The organism is Rhodococcus sp. ACPA1, from assembly GCF_002300195.1.
GTDB classification, from domain to species: domain Bacteria; phylum Actinomycetota; class Actinomycetes; order Mycobacteriales; family Mycobacteriaceae; genus Rhodococcus_F; species Rhodococcus_F opacus.
This window is the reverse complement of the sequence record NZ_NSDX01000001.1, coordinates 1001336-1017649: the sequence shown is the minus strand read 5'-3', so window position 1 is coordinate 1017649 and position 16314 is coordinate 1001336. Positions and strand designations below refer to the sequence as shown.

The following is a 16314-nucleotide window of genomic DNA, read 5'->3' as shown; positions in this document are numbered from 1 at the left end:
AGGATGTCGCACACCCCACGCCGGGTAATCGGGCTCGCCACCGAAATGATCTGGTGGCCTACCGTTGCGGGTCAGCGCCGGATTCGGACCGGCTTCCCCCGTGCGTGTGGCTGCAAGTGCGATGCCGAGTATGCACGATTTGCCGGGAGCCGCATCACACCCCCGTCGGTGACACCCCGATCCGCACTACAGTCGGCAGTCGCAGCTGCCCGCCCCAGACAAGCCGGAGATGACGCATGACACGTTGGGCCTCGACCGTTGTTTCACGCAAATGGTGGGTCCTGAGCCTCGCCGTCGTCGCCGTTCTGGTGAGCGGCGCGTGGGGCACCGGTGTCTTCGCGAAACTCAGCTCTGGCGGGTTCACCGATCCCGGTAGCGAATCCGCCGAAGTGGCCCGGATCGTCCAGGACAACCTGGGTCCGCAGACGCCGGACATCATCGCCATCTACACGGCACCCGACGGGAAGACCCTGGACGACATCGGCCCCGAGGTCACCGCGAGTCTCGACCGGTTCGCCGCCGAGGTGCCGACGTATTCCGTGACGTCGTACTGGACCGCGGACGCGGCGAGGAAGCAGCTGATGGTGTCGGAGGACGGCACCAAGGCATCGGCCGCGATCACCGTCGACCCCGACGCCGGGATCACCGCCGCCACGTTCGACGACCTGCTGCCGAAGCTCGAGGTGGAGGGCATCGACACCGAGTTCGCGGGCAATTCGGTGGTGGGTGTGGCGTTCAACAACCGGCTGCAACAGGACCTGGTGCTGGCCGAGGCGATCGCGCTCCCGATCACTCTCGTGTTGCTGGTCTTCATCTTCGGCGGACTGGTGGCCGCGGCCGTTCCGGTGTTCGTCGGGCTGCTCTCGATCTTCAGCGCCTTGGCCACCCTGCGCCTGCTGACCCTGTTCACCGACGTCAGTTCGTTCGCGATCAACGTGGCGTCCCTGCTCGGCCTGGGGCTCGCGATCGACTACGGCCTGTTCATCGTCGGACGTTTCCGCGAGGAACTGGAGTCCGGCTCCGACGTCGCGGAGGCGACGCGGCGCACCGTCCTGACCGCGGGCCGCACCGTGCTGTTCTCCGGTCTGCTTCTCGTGTGCGCGTTCTCGGGCATGCTCGTATTTCCGCAGGACGTGATCAAGTCGCTCGGGTTCGGTGCGATGGCCGCGGTCGCGAGCGCGGCGCTGCTGTCGCTCACGGCAGTCCCGGCACTGCTCGCGATCCTGGGTCATCGCATCAACGCACTGACCTGGCGCAAGGATGCGGCGCAGCGTGGGGAGGTTCGCGCCCGCACGTTCTGGGGCTCCGTCGTCACGTGGGTGATGCGGCGGCCGGTCGCCATCGCGGTCGGCATCGTCGTGGGGTTGATTGTCCTCGCCTCACCCCTGCTCAGCGCGTCACTCGGCGAGGTCACGTACACGGCGCTGCCGGAGAACGATCCCGCCCGCATCGCCACCGACACTCTCACCACCGAATTTCCCACCACCGGAAACGGCGCCACCCTCATTCTCCGGGGCACCGACGGCGCGGCCCCGACCGCCGCCGACGGCGCCGCGGTCGCCCAGGCCGCCGGCCAGGTGGAGGGCATCGGGGCGGCCACCGTCGTCGCGTCCGGCAACGAGCTGGTCGCGGTCCAGGCCGTCTACTCCGAGGGCGTCACTACCGACGACCAGAGCGCCGCGGTGGACGGTCTCCGTGCCATCACGCCACCCGAGGGAACCGAACTCCTCGTCGGCGGCGGTCAGGCGACCGTCGACGACGGGAACGCGGCGATCGTGCACTGGATGCCGGTGATGATCGCGATCATGGTGGGTTCGACGCTCGTGCTGCTGTTCCTGGCGTTCGGCTCGGTGGTGCTGCCGATCAAGGCGGTCGCGATGGCGGGGCTGAGCCTCGCCGCCACATTCGGTGTGCTCACCTGGATCTTCGAGCTGGGCCACGGCGCAAGTCTGCTCGGGGTCAGTCCGGCGCCGCTGGAGGCGACGTTCGTGGTCCTCATCCTCGCCGTGGTCTTCGGCCTGTCGACCGACTACGAGGTCTTCCTGATGTCGCGCATGGTCGAGGCGCACGAGGCAGGCGCGACCACGGAGGAGGCGGTGCGCTTCGGCACCGAGCGCACGGGCCGCATCGTGACGGCCGCGGCGCTGCTGCTCGTGGTGGTGACCGGTGCGTTCACCATCTCCGGTCTGTCGATCATGCGGTTCCTCGGTGTGGGCATGATCGTCGCACTCGTCGTCGACGCGACGGTGGTCCGCATGCTCCTCGTTCCGTCCCTCGTGAAGCTGATGGGCGAGGCCAACTGGTGGGCCCCGGCCTGGATGAAGAAGGTGCACGCCAAGGTGGGTCTGGGCCACTAGTGCATTATCTTACTTTGGAGTAAGTTCGGGTCATGGCCACCTACCTCGTCACCGGCGGAACCGGATTCCTGGGTCGGCACGTGCTGCCCCTGATCCTCGACCGCGATGCATCAGCCGAGATCCACGTCCTCGTCCGGCGCGCGTCCGTTGCGCGCTGGGAGGCGCTCGTCGACGGCATGCCGGGCGGCGAACGGGTGCATCCACTGATCGGCGACCTGACCGAGCCCGGCCTCGGACTCACCTCGGTGCCGGCGGCCGACCACGTCCTGCACCTCGGCGCGATCTACGACCTCACGGCGGGCGACGAACAGGCCACCACGAACGTCGACGGCACCCGCTCGGTGATCGCGCTGGCCCGGGAACTGGATGCGACTCTGCATCACGTCTCGTCCATCGCCGTCGCGGGGGATCACGAAGGTCCGTTCAGGGAAACCGATTTCGATCTCGGGCAGGGATTCCCCACCCCGTATCACCGCACCAAGTTCGAGGCGGAGAAGCTGGTCCGGGAAGCCGACGGCCTGCGATGGCGCATCTACCGCCCCTCCGCGGTGGTCGGCAGTTCGATCACCGGCGAGATGGACAAGATCGACGGCCCGTACTACCTCTTCCCCGCCATCGCGGCGCTCGCGAAGCTCCCCGCAGCCCTACCCGTGGCCGTCCCCCGGATCGGATCGACCAACGTCGTACCCGTCGACTACGTGGCCGCGGCCATCGTGAAACTGATGTCCACGCAGGGAAGGGACGGCCAGACGTTCCACCTCGTCAATCCGCGTCCCCAGCCGGTCCGCGAGATCTACGCCGCGCTTGCCAAGGCTGCCGGCGCACCGCATCCCGCGGCCGGACTGCCCGGCGGACTCGTCCGCCCCTTCCTCACTCCCACCCCCGACTCGGCCCTCGACACGGGCCGCAAGGTGGTGCTCGGCGCCCTCGGCATCCCGCCGGTACTCGTCGAGAACCTGACGCTGCCCACAGTGTTCGTGAACGACGACACCCGGAAGGCGCTGCGCGGCACAGGCATCGACGTCCCACGGTTCGCGTCGTACGCCGACCGGCTGTGGTCGTACTGGCGCGAGAACCTCGATCCCGATCGGGCGCGCCGGCCCCATCCGGCCGGACCGCTCGTGGGCAGGCACGTGGTGATCACCGGGGCGTCGTCCGGGATCGGCCGGAGTTCCGCGATCGCGACGGCCCGCAAGGGCGCGAAGGTCATTCTCCTTGCCCGGCGCACCGAGGAACTCGACGCCGTGGTGGCCGAGATCCGCGCGACGGGCGGCGACGCCTACGGCTACCCGTGCGACATCACCGACGACGAGTCGGTCGAGCACACCGTCAAAGTCGTTCTCGCCGAACACGATCACGTCGACATGCTCGTCAACAACGCCGGCCGGTCGATCCGGCGGGGCCTCTACCACTCCACTGACCGGCTCCACGATTTCGAGCGGACCATGGCCGTCAATTACTTCGGCGCGGTCCGGCTCGTCCTCGCCTTCCTCCCGCAAATGCGCGAGCGGCGGTTCGGGCACATCGTCAACATCAGCAGCGCCGGGGTCCAGGGCGCGACGCCGCGGTTCGCCGCCTATGTCGCCAGCAAATCGGCCCTCGACGGGTTCACCGACGTCGCGGCGTCCGAAACCCTCTCGGACGGAATCACGTTCACCACCATCCACATGCCACTGGTCGAGACGCCGATGATCGCGCCCACCGGCCGGTACAACGTCGGACCGATCACCTCGCCGGAGAAGGCGGCCGCGATGGTCGTCCGGGCGCTGATCGAACGCCCCAAGCGCATCGACGTCCCGACCGGCACGCTCGGGGAACTCGGCCACGTCTTCGCACCCGCCGTCAAGGACCGCGTGATGCACCAGATGTATCGCATGTTCCCCGATTCCCCGGCGGCGAAGGGGCAGAACACGGACGACGCGGCGCCGGCCCCCCAGCACACGCCGGAACCCCGCCACCACACGTCGTCGGTGCTCGGCCGCGCCGCCCGGAAGGTCGGAAGGCTGGTGCCCGGCACCCACTGGTAACCGCCTCAGGGGGCGAGGGCGCGGACTCCGGTGGCGACGACGGGTCGCACCGGCTTCGGCGCCGCCCCGCAGCTCGCCGGCCGGGGAGGCAGTTCCCGCTGATCCAGGTCGACGACCCAGCGGCGCCCGTCGCGATGCGCGACAACCGAGTTCGCGTCCACCGTGAGCTCGTCCGCGGCCGCGTCCACGAGATCGCGGACGGCGAGTTCCGCCACCTGCCCCGGCGCGTCCCAGCAACTGCGGCCGCGCAGCCCGGTCGGGTACACCTCGCCCCGGGCGGCGGCGCGGACCGCGTCGGCACTCTCCTGCGTCGACAGCCGGCCGTACGTGTAACCCGTCGGCAGCAGGATCAGCGAGGGCGCGAACCGATGCCCACCCGTGTGCGAGCACTCCCACACCGCGTCGCCGAACTCCGCGGCCAGACCCGCCGCGACCGGCCGCCCGAGGACGGCGCAGCACTGGTCCCTCTTCCCGTGCGCGCACACGAGGACGACCGGGTCCGTCACCGGCGTGCCCAGACCGGGTGCGGTTCCCGCGATCAGCCCGAGGTCCAGGTCGAGCAGGTCTTCCGGGAAGGCGATCTCGAGCCGCTCGCACCACGACCGCGCGGGATGCGACTGCGCCAGCAGCACCGTCCGCCGATCCGGGGCTGCGGTGCTGCGGCCCGGCCGGCGGATGAACATGACCCGCACCCCGGCGGCGTCGGCGCGGGCGTCCAGCTCACGGGCCAGGTCCGGTCCGAGCGCGGTGCCGTCGAGTACGTCCCGGCCCCAGGCGCCGGGGAACTCCAGGCACACCCAGCCCGTGACGTGCGCAGCGGTGCCTGCGAGGGGTTCGTCGGTCGCGGACAGAGCGGAGCAGGTGGCGGTGATCGTGTCAGGCACGGTGCCATTGTGTCAGTCGCGAAAATCGATCAGTCATGGAACTTCCTGCGCTCCGACAACTGCTGGACGAACTTCTCGATACGGCGGGCACGCGTCTCCGGGCGGGTGGCGTCCTGCAGGCGGTAGTAGACGGCGTACCGGTTGTGGCTGTCGAGTGTCGCGTAGAAGGCCTCCGCCTCGGGGTTCTGTGCGAGGGCGTCCAGGAAGTCCTGCGGGATCTCCGCCGCCTTCTGTCCCGCGTACGCGCGGTCCCAGCGGCCGTCGGCCCTGGCCCGCTCCACCTCCGCCGCGCCCGCGGGCTCGAGGAGACCGGCCTCGGCGAGTTTCTCCGCGAACTCCCGGTTCCGCTTCGACCACGGACTTCGCGACGAGCGCGGGGTGAACCGCTGCACGAAGAAGTCGTCGTCGACGCGGCGGACCTGGCTGTCGATCCAGCCGTAGCACAGCGCGACCTCGAGAGCCTGGTCGTAGTTGATCGACGTATGCGCCGACCCCTTCTTGGCCATCTTCAGCCAGATGCCGGGCGAGGAGTCGTGATGAGCGCCGAGCCATTCCCGGAACTCGGCCTGTCCGGAGAAGTACTCGACGCTGAGCTCGGCAGCACACATGTGCCCGAATCTAGCGGGAGAACAGCTTTCCCGCCCAGACCCGGACGAATCCCTGGGAGAGATATCCGAGCGCCCCGAGCGCGAGCACCCATTTGGTGACGCTGACCGCACTGGTGGTGCGCACGGTCGCGTCGGTGATGTGCTCGCGATGAGACAGCAGATACAGCCCGACGACGTTCTCGGCGTAGTCGCCCGCCGCGGAGATCACCGGGGCCGCCGCCAGCACCCTCTGCGTTCTCGCCGAGAGTGGTGTCAGCTCTGCCAGACGTCGTGCGCCCGTGCGCAACGCGACCGCGTAGATCACGGGATGGACGAAGTCCGGGTAGTAGTGACTGCGGTAGCGCGCCGTGTCGGCGGCGGTCATTCCGTCGAGGATCGCCGTGTAGGACCGGGCGGACCGGGCCGTCTGGATGTCGGCGAGCCGGGGTGCCACCGGACCGAGAAGCCGGACGATGTTCGCCTGCGAGATCACGAATGCTGCAGACCAGCCGATGAGTCTGCGGTCGAGTGCGGTGAGCGCCATGAGCCGATCCTGCCATCTGCCACTGCGACGCGTGCCTCAGCCCGCGCACCGCGACGCGTGCCTCAGCCTGCGGCCTCGGACATCGCCTTGGCATCCTCCTCGCCGAACTTCTCCTCGAGGGCCTCGGGTGAGTAATCCAGATCGATCTCCTCGACCGGGCGTCCGCGCGCAGACTCGATCGCCCCCAGCCGGCGCTGCGCCCGGTCTGCGGCGTACGCGATGAACTCCTGGTCGTCGAGCCCGTACGGCTGGACCTCGAATTGCTTGTTGACCCAGTCGATCATGCCCAGTGCCAACGGCATCAGCTCCGCCATCCGCTCCTGGACGACATCCCAGTTGCTGTCGTCGGCGGCGACGTGCCGGCGACAGGTGAACGTCCCCCACGCCATGTGGCGTCGTTCGTCGTCGCCGATCCTGCGGACGAGTTCCTGCATCCCCGGCAGGATCCCGCGCGTCGTGCACACCTTCTGCCAGGCGTAGTACCCGGTGAGCGCGAGACTGCCCTCGATGACGTGGTTGTAGGTGACGCTGGCCCGCACCTGATTGGCCGGGCTGGGATCGGTCTCGAGCACCTTCAGCGATCCCGGCAGCTCCTCGTAGAACAACTGCCGGTAGTACGGGTTCTCCGCGACGAAGGGATGCAGGTCGCGTGTCAGGCCCACCGCATCCATCCACAACCGGAACACCTGGGTGTGCTTGGCTTCCTCGAAACAGAACTGAGTCAGGTACATCTCGTCCCCGAATCGCCCCTCGGCGGCCATCGCCTTCATGAACGGCTGGATGTCCTCGGTGACCGCTTCCTCACCGGCGATGAACTGCGCGACCAGATACGTGGAGTTGCGCTGCTGCTCCGAATTCAGTTCATCCCAGTCCTCCGCGTCCCGGCTGAAGTCGAGGTCCGTGGGGTTCCAGAACTTGGCGTTCCCCTTCGTGAACAGCCGCAACGGGAACGCGTCCCAGTTGAGGCCTCCCGCGCGGAGCGAGCTGAACCCCTGCCTGCCGGGCGCGTAGGGGCGTCCGGGCGTAAGTGTCGACATCGTTGGCCTTCTTCCGGACGTGCGGAAGACGTCGTCGGACGCCCCGCAGCTTCGGGTCGCTCGTCGTGACAACCGTCTCTTTCCGAGCCCCCGCTTCGGTTCCCACGCTAGTCCTGCCGAAGCCGTCACGGTTTACATTTTCGGACTTTTTGTCAGCTCGTCTCAGGCTTCATCAGGAACGGCAGGACCGCCGCCGCGAAGTCGTCGTAGCGGTCGCGATGAATGCTGTGCCCGCTGCGGAACACCACCACCCGGCAGTTCTGTATCGCCGCCACCGCGGACTCGAGTCTGCGCGGATCCACCATTCCGCCCGGACCGCCCCGCAGGATGAGCGTGTCGGCCTCGATGTCCGGCAATCTGTCCCACCACAACGGATCCGGGCGGCGGAACTGCTCGAGCGCCGAGCCCGTCATCGACCGATCGAAGGCGAACGCCGCCCGCGGATGCCGGATCAGGCTCGTCGTCGCGTGCCACAGTTCCGGCAGCGACGGCAGCCGATTCGCGAAGACCTGTTCCGGGTCACCGGGACGCAACGGGAGCGGCGCCTCCTCGATCACCAGCCGGCGAACCAGCCCGGGACGGACCTGGGCCGCGAGCGACGCCGCATGACCACCCAGGGAATGCCCGACGAGATCCACCCGCGTCAGCCCGAGGTTGTCGCACACCTCCACCACGTCGGCGCCGAACTCCTCGAACAGATACGACCCGGCGCGGGCACTGCGACCGTGCCCCCGCAGATCCAGGACGAGGACGCGTCGCCCGCGGGCGACGAGTGCGCGGGCGAATCGGTCCCAGGTACCGCCGTCACCGCCCATCCCGTGCACCAGAACCACCGGCACGGGATGGACGTCCGACGACCCCGGCACCGAGGACTCGCTACTGTCTCGGTAGGCGATCTCGATACCGGTTCGCGTCGGGGTAGTCCTGCTCGTCTCCACGAGAATCCAGACTAGCGAGTACGGACATCCCGGCCGCGAACTACTGACCCGACCCGTACGGGCGGGTGATGATCTCCAGATAATGACCGGACGGGTCGAGGAAGTAGACGCCCCGCCCGCCGTCGTTGGTGTTGATGGTGCCCGGCAGCGTCTGCCGCGGATCCGCCCAGTGATCGAGCCCCCATTCGACGATCAGGCCGTAGATCCTGTCGAAGTCGTCCTCGCCGACGAGGAACGCATAGTGCTGCGGCTGGAATTCGATCGGCGGTTCCGCGAAGTCGAGAGACACCCCGTTGTCGAGGGCGACCGCCAGGAAATGGCCGGCGGGCACGGCGTCCGGCAGTCCGAACAACGTGGTGAAGAAGGACGCCGACTCCTGCTTGTTCTTGGCAGCGACGATCGTGTGGTTGAAAGAAATGGGCACAGTCGACCCTTTCGAGGTATGCCACGAACCGACGATGCAGCCGTGGCCGGCCTCCATGCCTGACGCTGTCCGCCACCGGCACGCGACCCTCTGCACAGCAAAGCATTTCGAACGGTCGGTTCGCAAGGGAGATCGGCAGGGCGGGTTACGCCGCCCGCCCCACGCGATAGCGCAACGTGACGACCCCGGAGTCGTACCCCTTCGACTCCAGCAACGTCAGCGCATGCATCCCGGTGTCCTCGTCGAGGAGCCTGCGTCCCTGTCCCAGCAGGATCGGCACCACGTGCAACTGGATTTCGTCGACCAGTTCGGCGGCGAGCAGCGACCGCGCGAGGGTGATGCTCCCCCACACGATGAGGTCACCACCCGGCTCCTGCCGCAGTTGCTGCACCCGCTCGACGGCGTCGCCCGGCCACAGCTGCGCCGGCTCCCGATCCCCCCACGGGGCACTGTCCAGCGTCGAGGAGAACACGAGTTTCCGGATCGAGTTGACGGCCTCGGCCACGACCTCGCCCTGAGCCTGTTCGGTGGGCCAGTAGTCCGAGAACATCTGATACGTCTTACGCCCCAGCAGGGCGAGGTCCGTGTAGGCGAGCAGGCGGAGGTTGTACCGGTCCACCTCACCGTAATCCGGCACCGCATCGAAGAAGTCCAGCTCGCCGGACCGCCCGGCGACGAACCCGTCGAGGCTCGTCAATTCCTGGACGACGACCCTGCGGTGCGGCGCGTCCCGCTCCGTGTCACTCATAGATTCCCTCCACCGACCATCGGCCTGCCGTGCAGATCACCAGCAGCGCCCGCGACTCTTCCAGCAGCACCTGGGCCCGGGCCGCCGTCCGGGCGGCCGGAGGGTCCCACCACCGCTCGTCCACCGGCCACGGTCCGGCCCATCCGCACACCGCCCACTCTCGGCTCCCCCACCGCAACCGCGCGGGAGGCGCGCTGAACACACCACGTTCCGTGACCGTCACAGCCATACCCCGCTCGTCCGACATCCACACCTCCGGATACGCGGTCAGCACCGCGGCAGGTGCCGGTTCCGGCAACGTGCCCGGCCACGGCTCCGACGGATCGTTGCGCGGAATCAACTCGTCGCCCAACGGCAGCAACGTGATGCGCTCCGCCGGGCCCCGCCCACCGCTGAGGACCCCCACCTGCACAGCTTCCCCCCCGAGCAGGCCCTGCACCCGCACCAGAGCCCGCCGGGCCCGCTCGTCCTGGTCGCCGACCCCACCCCACAGCCCCAGCTGCAAGGCTCCGGCCGCCACCACTTCCACCGGTTCGAGCCGCAGGACGGCGATACCGGCGGTGGGCCGCTTCTCGCTGCGCCCGGTCAGCCACCCGTCCAGCTGCCACCGCACCCGGTCCGCCGTCGCCTCCGGCGTCAACGGTTCCGCACATCTCCAGATCCGGGACAGTTGCTCACCGTTGCCGGTGCTCGCCGAGATCGACAGCCGGGTGCAGGCCACCGCGGCGTCCGACAGTGTGCGATGAAGCTTCTCCGCCAGCGCACGCCCCGCGAAGGCAGCGGCGTCGACCCGTTCGATGACGGGATCGCACCGTTCCTCGACCTCCAGGTCGGGAGGCAGCGACCGCCCCGACGGGGGGCGCTCCGGCTCACCCCGCGCGGCCCGATGCGCCAGCACAGCATCGGTTCCGAACCGCGAAGCCACATCGCCCGCCGACAGCGCGGCGAAACTGCCGATCGTGCGCAACCCGAGCCGGTGCAGCAGATCGACCAGCTCACCGCGGTGAGGTGCCGCGAGGCTCGGCTCGGCGGCCAGTTCCCGCATCGGGAGCGGCGCCAGGAAGGCGGACCCCTCACCGGGCGGCACGAGAGTTGCTCTGCGCGCGGCGATCACGGCCGTGGACAGCTCATCGGCGATACCGACCTGGCACTCCACCCCCACCGCCGACACCTGGTCCACCAACCGTTCCGCGGCGGCTTCCTCCGAACCGAAGTACCGGGCGACGCCCCGAGCGGACAGCACCACGAGCCCGGGTCGCAGCACCTCGACACCGGGCGCCACCGCGTCGACGGCCGAGGCGACCGGCTCGAACAGCCGCGCGTCGCGGTCGGGATCGGCTGCCACCACGTGCAACCGGGGGCACCGGGCCTGGGACTCGCGGCGGCGCAGTCCTCTGCGCACCCCGTCCGCGCGGGCCGGCGCCGAGCAAGCGATCACCCGATTGCCCGACGTCACCGCCACCGGATGCGTCGGCGGGAGGTCCGCAGCAGCAGCCGCCGCGACCGCGGGCCAGTCGGGGCACCACAACGCCAGCACCCGGCTCACAGACCCACCACCTCCACCGGCTCCGGGAAGGGGGCAGCCTCGAGGGACGCCACCGGTTCCGGAGTGCTCACCCATTCCACCCGGCCCTGCGCCGACCGCACGTCCAGCCGGGTGGTGCGCGGCTGGAACGACCGCCCCCGGGCGCACACCGCCAGGCTGAGAGAACGCAACCGCCCGCATCCCCGGTCCTGAGATCCGTTGCCCAGTCCGGCGTAACCGTGCACCCGGGCTTCCAGCCGCATCTCCGCGCCGTCCCAGTGCCCGTCCGTGACGACCAGGGTCGACCCCTTGCTCCGGGCCCGGGCCACCACTGCACGCGCCCGGGACGGCGCCACCGACGCCCCTCCCAGTCCGAGCACCACCAGATCCATTCCGTCCAGCAGCACCGCGGCGATCTCCACCGGATCGGCGCCCGGGTCGGGGATCAGGGCCAGCCGTTCCAGCTGCGCCCCCATCTCGACCGCTGCCAGCACCCCGAGCCGGGGATGCCCGATCACCGCGACGTGTCCGCCGCCCGCGGTCACGGACGCGACCAACCCCAGCAGCAGCGACGTGGCACCCGACACCGACACCACCGAACCGCGCACGAGCCCGCCTCGGGGAAGGAGTTCGGCCAGCGCAGCCGGAACCGGGAGTACCCCGGCAGCATGGGAATCGGGCGCTGCGGAAGTACCCGTCGTGGGGAACGCACTCTCCACCGGGGCGCGGCTCGCCACCGATTCACCGCGCGCGGGAACAGCGGCCATCCGTCGTCGGAGGTAGTCCAGACGCTCCTGCCGGGACAGCCCGGACAATTCGGGAGACCCCGGCACCGGAAACCCCGGCTCGCCGGCCACTTCAGCCAACTCGACACCCCTGACACTCGGCACCAACAGCGGTCGGCAACCACGGGGAAGACGCGGCTCGAACAGACGCTTTGTTCGAACGTATTTTCGAACTCATTTCAAGTAAAGCCGGTCGGTGGAGGCCCGTCAAGTGGACCCCGAATGGCCAGGTCAGGACCGTCACGCATCCCGTGTCCGCACAATCCTCTAACCTGAACGCGTGATGGAGCAGGAGCAGAGCGAGAGGGGCATCGGACCCGAATACCTGGTGGCCGGAAGATACCGCCTGCGGTCCAAACTGGGCGGCGGTGGAATGGGCGCGGTCTGGCTCGCACGGGACACCCTGCTGCACCGCGACGTCGCCATCAAACAGGTCACCACGACGGCCGGACTCGACCCCGACGAGGCCCGCCGAGTCCGCGAACGCACCATGCGGGAAGGGCGCAACGCCGCCAAACTCGCCCACAGCCATTCCATCGCGATGTACGACGTCGCACTCGAGGCGGGCGAGCCCTGGCTGGTCATGGAGTACCTGCCGTCCCGCAGCCTCGCCCAGGCGATGAACATCGCCGACACACTGCCCCCGCTCGAGGTCGCCCAGATCGGCGCGCAAGTGGCCGACGCGCTCACGGCCGCCCATGCCGCCGGGATCGTGCACCGGGACATCAAGCCGGGCAACATCCTCGTCGCCGACCGCGGCCGGGAACTCGGCACCGTCAAGATCAGTGACTTCGGCATCGCCCGCGCCAAGGGAGACTCCGCCGACACGACGAACGGGGTCATCACCGGCACACCCGCGTACTTCTCCCCCGAGGTCGCCCGCGGTCAGGACCCCACCGAGGCGAGCGACGTCTTCTCGCTCGGTTCCACGCTGTACACCGTCGTCGAGGGACAGCCGCCGTTCGGGATCGACTCGGATTCCATCGCACTCCTGCACCGGGTCGCGAAGGCCGAGATCTACCGTCCGAGCAAGGCCGGACCGCTCACCGACACGCTGCTGCACCTGCTCGAGCCCGACCCGGCGCGTCGTCCGACGATGGCCGAGGCCCGCGACGCCCTGGCCCGGGTGGCCATGGCCGGGGACGGAAACGTCGCGCACCTCGTCGGCTCGCCCGTCTATTCCGCAGACGGCACCATCCCGGCGTGGGCACACCGCTCGACGCCGTTGCCCGACTCACGCCGGCGCAGCAAACTGGTGAGTTCCACCCAGGCCGGTCTGCCCGCGGTGCATCAGAGCACACCGCTCAAGAACGTGCCGCGTCCGCTCGGCCGGTTGCAGTGGCCGCCGCGCCCGACGAAACCCGCTCCCGGTTCGCCGGCCCCCACTGTCCGCGACCAGGTGGTGGCGTGGGCGCCGATCGCCATGGGTGTCATGGTCGCGATCCTGATCCTGGCCGTGCTCGTGGCAGTGATCGTCCTCCTCGCCCAGCCCTGACACCCCGGCGGTCAGTCGATCCGCCGGCGGTGCGCCCACCTCGTGAGCGCATTCCGGTTGGACTGCTGCGTCTTCCGCAGCACGTTCGACGCATGCGTTTCGACCGTCTTCACCGAGATCACCAGTTCCTCCGCGATCTCCCGGTACGTGTAACCGCGCGCGAGCAGCCGCAGCACTTCCAGCTCCCGCGGCGTCAGCGAATCCAGCTCCGGATCCAGCTGCGGCTCAGGAGCATTGGAACGTCCGGTGAAGGAGTCCAGCACGAATCCCGCGAGCCTCGGGCTGAACACGGCGTCACCGCCGGCGACCCGGCGCACGCCGTCGGCCAGTTCCGCGCCCGAGATCGTCTTGGTGACGTACCCGCGGGCGCCCGCGCGGATCACGGCGATCACGTCCTCGGCAGCGTCGGACACGCTCAGCGCCAGGCACACCGGACCCGACTCGATGCCCCGCAGCACCGCGACACCGCCGCCGTCGGGCATATGGACGTCGAGCAGCACGACGTGCGGTGACGTGGCGTTGATGCCGGACACCGCCTCCGCGACACCGCCCGCCTCGCCCACCACCTCCATGTCCGCTTCCCTGCCGAGCTCGGCGCGGACACCGGAACGGAAAACGGCATGATCATCGACGAGAAAGACACGGTACGGGGGTGTTTCAGGCAAAGTCACTGCGGCTGTTCCTCGCGTGGGCGGTAGTGTCACCCCACTCTAGGTGACGTGCAGGCGCCGGACATCTCGGAGCCGAACGACCGGAGGAAACCAGTCGTCCTCCTTGTCACTGTCGCCACCCGCGCCGGAGACGGCGACGAGAACCGTCGAGAATGCACCGATCACCCACCATTTCGTGAGGAAGCCGAACCCTGGCCACGATCCGTCTGGCTTCAGGATGCACAGTCCACACAATGCTTTCCCCGCCGTTGCATGGAACACCGATTGAAGAACGGTTCGGTGCACGAACGACACTGCAATCCAGGAGGACACTGCGGCAGCAAAAGACCACGGCGCGAGTTCCGGCAATGCCTCGCACACCGCCGACAACCCGATCGCCACGCCGATATGGAGGAGCCAGTCGATCGCGAAGGCGGTCGCCCGCCGCAGCCTGCGTGGCGAGGGGTAGCGGGGGTCACCGTGCATGCCGTGCCTGTTCGGTACGCCCGGGCGTGAGTCCACCGTCAGGTCGGTCTCCCGGCAGAAGCCGTGGCTGTCGGGGCCGTTCACGGCAGACGCCCGTCGATCTCGTCGCGGGCCCGCCGGACGTCGTCATCGAGTCCGGTTCGGTCCAGCCCCTCGCCGACGTCGGCGCCGGTGAACCTCGGCGTGCCGACCGTCTCCTCCTGCACGTACGAGCCGAGCATGCCCCCGAACTGAGAACGAGGGTCGGTGAACTTCAGCCCGAACGCACCGTTGACCGCACCCTTCACACCTCCCTGAACCGCACCCTTGCCGCCCGCCTCGGCGACGTTGCCCCAGTCCATGCTGTCGCGCCGCCCATGTTCCTTCTCGTACCACTGCAGGCCGGCTTCCAACGTCGCCTGCATGGCCGCCGTCCCTGCCGCGCCCTTCAGAGCGCCCATGGCGGCGCGGGTGAGGATCGAGGTGATCAGCTGCCGGATGATCATCCGGACGGTGACCTGTGTGGCCGCTTCCGCCGCGAATGCGGCCGGGCTCGCCGCACCGAACGTCATCGCGCTGGCCGCGGCTACCGCCACGAGTTCGGTCGCCAACGCCACCAGGGCCGCGATGATCGACAGTTTCGCGACCCGGATGTCGTCGGCCGACCAGTCGAGGGTGTCGCCGAGTTCGTGGAGCAACCCCGACAACTCGCGTAGCGCCCCGTCCGCACCGATCCGCGCCCAGTGCTGCGCCATCGCGGTGTCGACGTCACCACTGACCCCGGACATCGCCGACCGCATCGCGGCGTCGGCCTCCTCGATGATGTCGTCGAGCGAGGCTCCGGCGTCCTTCCACCCCTGCCCGAGCCGCTCCATCGCCGTTTCGTCCGCGTCGGGCCAGTCCGCCCCGACCACCTTCTCTGCCAGCCACCGGACACTGCCCGGAACCTCGATGCCCATCAGAACAGCCCGGTGAGGCTGGAGGCGGTGCCGCGGTCGGTGTCGTCGAACGAGTCGGCGGTGCTCCTGAGCCTGGATCCGAGCGCGGCAAGCGCCCCGACCGCGAACCCCAGCGACCGCTCGGCCACGTCCGCGGACGGCACATACCCGCTCGCGAACGTCGTCCCGGTCTCGTCGCCGCCCCAGCACTCCCCCTCGGCCTCGAGGGTCGAGTGCAGTGCGGCGGCGACCTCTGCCATCCGCTGTGAGAGCGCATCGAATCGGGGCGCGACGCTGCGCAGATGCGCCGGGTCCACCCACAGTTGCGCGCTCACTGCCACCCGTCCCGCAGGACCGGCCGATTCCACCGCGCGTCGTCGGGATCGTCCGGGTCCGGTTCCCGATCGGCCGGGACGCCGCCGACGTCGGGTTCGAGGCGCGGGAGGAAGTCCCGAAGGCTCGGAGCACCGGGAACGAGGTCCGGCAGATCCGGCAGAGTCTCGGTCGCGTCCACGATCGATCCCATGATGCGCGTCGACTCGGTGTGCCCGGCCTCGCCCGCACGCCGGGCGGCTTCGGTCATCGCACGCCCCAACGACTCGGGAGTGGACCGCCGGAACGCGTCGGGGGCGAGGTGCACGTCCACTACGCCGCCCACCGAGTTCACCACCACCTGCACCAGTCCGTCGGCCGACGCCCCACTCACCCGCAGCTGCGCCACCTGCTGCTGAGCGGCATGCAGATCCTGCGTCTGCCGGTCGAGCGTGGCCAGCATCGAATCGATCTGATTCTGCAACTCGTGCTCGCGCACGCGCAGACCCTCACGGTCGAACATGAAATCCCCCCTTGACATCTCGCGTCCCACCCCGCCGCAGCACGGTGCGACCACACGACCCCCACAGTCGTGTCG

17 protein-coding genes and 1 riboswitch are annotated in these 16314 nt (G+C 69.2%); of the genes, 3 read left to right on the top strand and 14 right to left on the bottom strand.

Annotated features, from left to right (window positions below):
- Nucleotide 1: 1 nt before the first annotated feature.
- A riboswitch (cobalamin riboswitch) is annotated at nt 2–136 on the bottom strand.
- Between the two features lie 100 nt (nt 137–236).
- Both CJ177_RS04405 and CJ177_RS04400 read left to right on the top strand, forming a co-directional pair.
- Nucleotides 237–2357 (top strand): MMPL family transporter, encoded by a 2121-nt coding sequence (locus tag CJ177_RS04405; RefSeq protein ID WP_095867327.1) that lies wholly within the window; start codon nt 237–239, stop codon nt 2355–2357.
- 32 nt (nt 2358–2389) lie between these two features.
- Nucleotides 2390–4384 carry an SDR family oxidoreductase gene (locus CJ177_RS04400; protein WP_005239833.1) on the top strand — a complete coding sequence of 665 codons (1995 nt, stop codon included), beginning with the start codon at nt 2390–2392 and terminating at the stop codon, nt 4382–4384.
- 5 nt (nt 4385–4389) lie between these two features.
- On the opposite strand, the gene CJ177_RS04395 is transcribed toward CJ177_RS04400, so the two are convergent.
- The 9 genes from CJ177_RS04395 to CJ177_RS04355 all read right to left on the bottom strand — a co-directional run bounded on the left by CJ177_RS04395 (nt 4390) and on the right by CJ177_RS04355 (nt 11928).
- Nucleotides 4390–5268: a sucrase ferredoxin gene (locus CJ177_RS04395; protein ID WP_005239831.1), complete on the bottom strand. Its 879-nt coding sequence runs from the start codon at nt 5266–5268 to the stop codon at nt 4390–4392.
- Between the two features lie 29 nt (nt 5269–5297).
- Nucleotides 5298–5876 carry a YdeI family protein gene (locus CJ177_RS04390; protein ID WP_005239823.1) on the bottom strand — a complete coding sequence of 193 codons (579 nt, stop codon included), beginning with the start codon at nt 5874–5876 and terminating at the stop codon, nt 5298–5300.
- 10 nt (nt 5877–5886) lie between these two features.
- Nucleotides 5887–6399, bottom strand: coding sequence for a hypothetical protein (locus CJ177_RS04385; RefSeq protein WP_005239822.1), 513 nt, complete (start codon nt 6397–6399; stop codon nt 5887–5889).
- Between the two features lie 62 nt (nt 6400–6461).
- The gene (locus CJ177_RS04380; protein ID WP_005239820.1) at nt 6462–7436 is read right to left on the bottom strand and encodes a R2-like ligand-binding oxidase; all 975 of its coding nucleotides are present in this window, start codon (nt 7434–7436) and stop codon (nt 6462–6464) included.
- Between the two features lie 152 nt (nt 7437–7588).
- On the bottom strand, nt 7589–8374 hold the full coding sequence (locus CJ177_RS04375) for an alpha/beta fold hydrolase (protein WP_095867326.1): 786 nt from the start codon (nt 8372–8374) through the stop codon (nt 7589–7591).
- A gap of 40 nt (nt 8375–8414) precedes the next feature.
- Entirely contained in the window at nt 8415–8798 is a 384-nt protein-coding gene (locus CJ177_RS04370) for a VOC family protein (RefSeq protein ID WP_005239815.1), read from the bottom strand.
- 145 nt (nt 8799–8943) lie between these two features.
- Nucleotides 8944–9546, bottom strand: a complete 603-nt coding sequence (locus CJ177_RS04365; RefSeq protein ID WP_095867325.1) for a dihydrofolate reductase family protein — start codon at nt 9544–9546, stop codon at nt 8944–8946.
- Nucleotides 9539–11092: a DNA polymerase Y family protein gene (locus CJ177_RS04360; RefSeq protein WP_025432259.1), complete on the bottom strand. Its 1554-nt coding sequence runs from the start codon at nt 11090–11092 to the stop codon at nt 9539–9541. The genes CJ177_RS04365 and CJ177_RS04360 overlap by 8 nt, the downstream gene beginning before the upstream one ends.
- Nucleotides 11089–11928, bottom strand: a complete 840-nt coding sequence (locus tag CJ177_RS04355; protein ID WP_025432258.1) for a hypothetical protein — start codon at nt 11926–11928, stop codon at nt 11089–11091. The genes CJ177_RS04360 and CJ177_RS04355 overlap by 4 nt, the downstream gene beginning before the upstream one ends.
- 211 nt (nt 11929–12139) lie before the next feature.
- On the opposite strand from CJ177_RS04355, the gene CJ177_RS04350 reads away from it, so the two are divergent.
- Nucleotides 12140–13351 (top strand): serine/threonine-protein kinase, encoded by a 1212-nt coding sequence (locus CJ177_RS04350; protein ID WP_061042055.1) that lies wholly within the window; start codon nt 12140–12142, stop codon nt 13349–13351.
- Between the two features lie 11 nt (nt 13352–13362).
- On the opposite strand, the gene CJ177_RS04345 is transcribed toward CJ177_RS04350, so the two are convergent.
- From CJ177_RS04345 to CJ177_RS04325, 5 genes are read right to left on the bottom strand one after another with little or no spacing between them, the layout of a single operon-like run.
- Complete coding sequence (locus CJ177_RS04345; protein ID WP_015889975.1) at nt 13363–14022, bottom strand: response regulator transcription factor; 660 nt, start codon at nt 14020–14022, stop codon at nt 13363–13365.
- A 39-nt stretch (nt 14023–14061) separates the two neighbouring features.
- Nucleotides 14062–14571, bottom strand: a complete 510-nt coding sequence (locus tag CJ177_RS04340) for an RDD family protein (RefSeq protein ID WP_005239803.1) — start codon at nt 14569–14571, stop codon at nt 14062–14064.
- Complete coding sequence (locus CJ177_RS04335; protein WP_095867324.1) at nt 14568–15425, bottom strand: hypothetical protein; 858 nt, start codon at nt 15423–15425, stop codon at nt 14568–14570. The genes CJ177_RS04340 and CJ177_RS04335 overlap by 4 nt, the downstream gene beginning before the upstream one ends.
- A complete protein-coding gene (locus CJ177_RS04330; RefSeq protein ID WP_005239798.1) occupies nt 15425–15739 on the bottom strand; it encodes a WXG100 family type VII secretion target in 315 nt (104 codons plus the stop codon). The genes CJ177_RS04335 and CJ177_RS04330 overlap by 1 nt, the downstream gene beginning before the upstream one ends.
- Entirely contained in the window at nt 15736–16239 is a 504-nt protein-coding gene (locus CJ177_RS04325) for a YbaB/EbfC family nucleoid-associated protein (protein ID WP_095867323.1), read from the bottom strand. The genes CJ177_RS04330 and CJ177_RS04325 overlap by 4 nt, the downstream gene beginning before the upstream one ends.
- Nucleotides 16240–16314: the final 75 nt, after the last annotated feature.

Bases quoted from the DNA above. Each gene is read 5' to 3' on its own strand.
- CJ177_RS04380 (WP_005239820.1), bottom strand. From the start codon at position 7,436: ATGTCGACACTTACGCCCGGACGCCCCTACGCGCCCGGCAGGCAGGGG.
- CJ177_RS04400 (WP_005239833.1), top strand. From the start codon at position 2,390: ATGGCCACCTACCTCGTCACCGGCGGAACCGGATTCCTGGGTCGGCAC.
- CJ177_RS04325 (WP_095867323.1), bottom strand. From the start codon at position 16,239: ATGTTCGACCGTGAGGGTCTGCGCGTGCGCGAGCACGAGTTGCAGAAT.
- CJ177_RS04390 (WP_005239823.1), bottom strand. From the start codon at position 5,876: ATGTGTGCTGCCGAGCTCAGCGTCGAGTACTTCTCCGGACAGGCCGAG.
- CJ177_RS04350 (WP_061042055.1), top strand. From the start codon at position 12,140: ATGGAGCAGGAGCAGAGCGAGAGGGGCATCGGACCCGAATACCTGGTG.
- CJ177_RS04405 (WP_095867327.1), top strand. From the start codon at position 237: ATGACACGTTGGGCCTCGACCGTTGTTTCACGCAAATGGTGGGTCCTG.
- CJ177_RS04335 (WP_095867324.1), bottom strand. From the start codon at position 15,425: ATGGGCATCGAGGTTCCGGGCAGTGTCCGGTGGCTGGCAGAGAAGGTG.
- CJ177_RS04365 (WP_095867325.1), bottom strand. From the start codon at position 9,546: ATGAGTGACACGGAGCGGGACGCGCCGCACCGCAGGGTCGTCGTCCAG.
- CJ177_RS04385 (WP_005239822.1), bottom strand. From the start codon at position 6,399: ATGGCGCTCACCGCACTCGACCGCAGACTCATCGGCTGGTCTGCAGCA.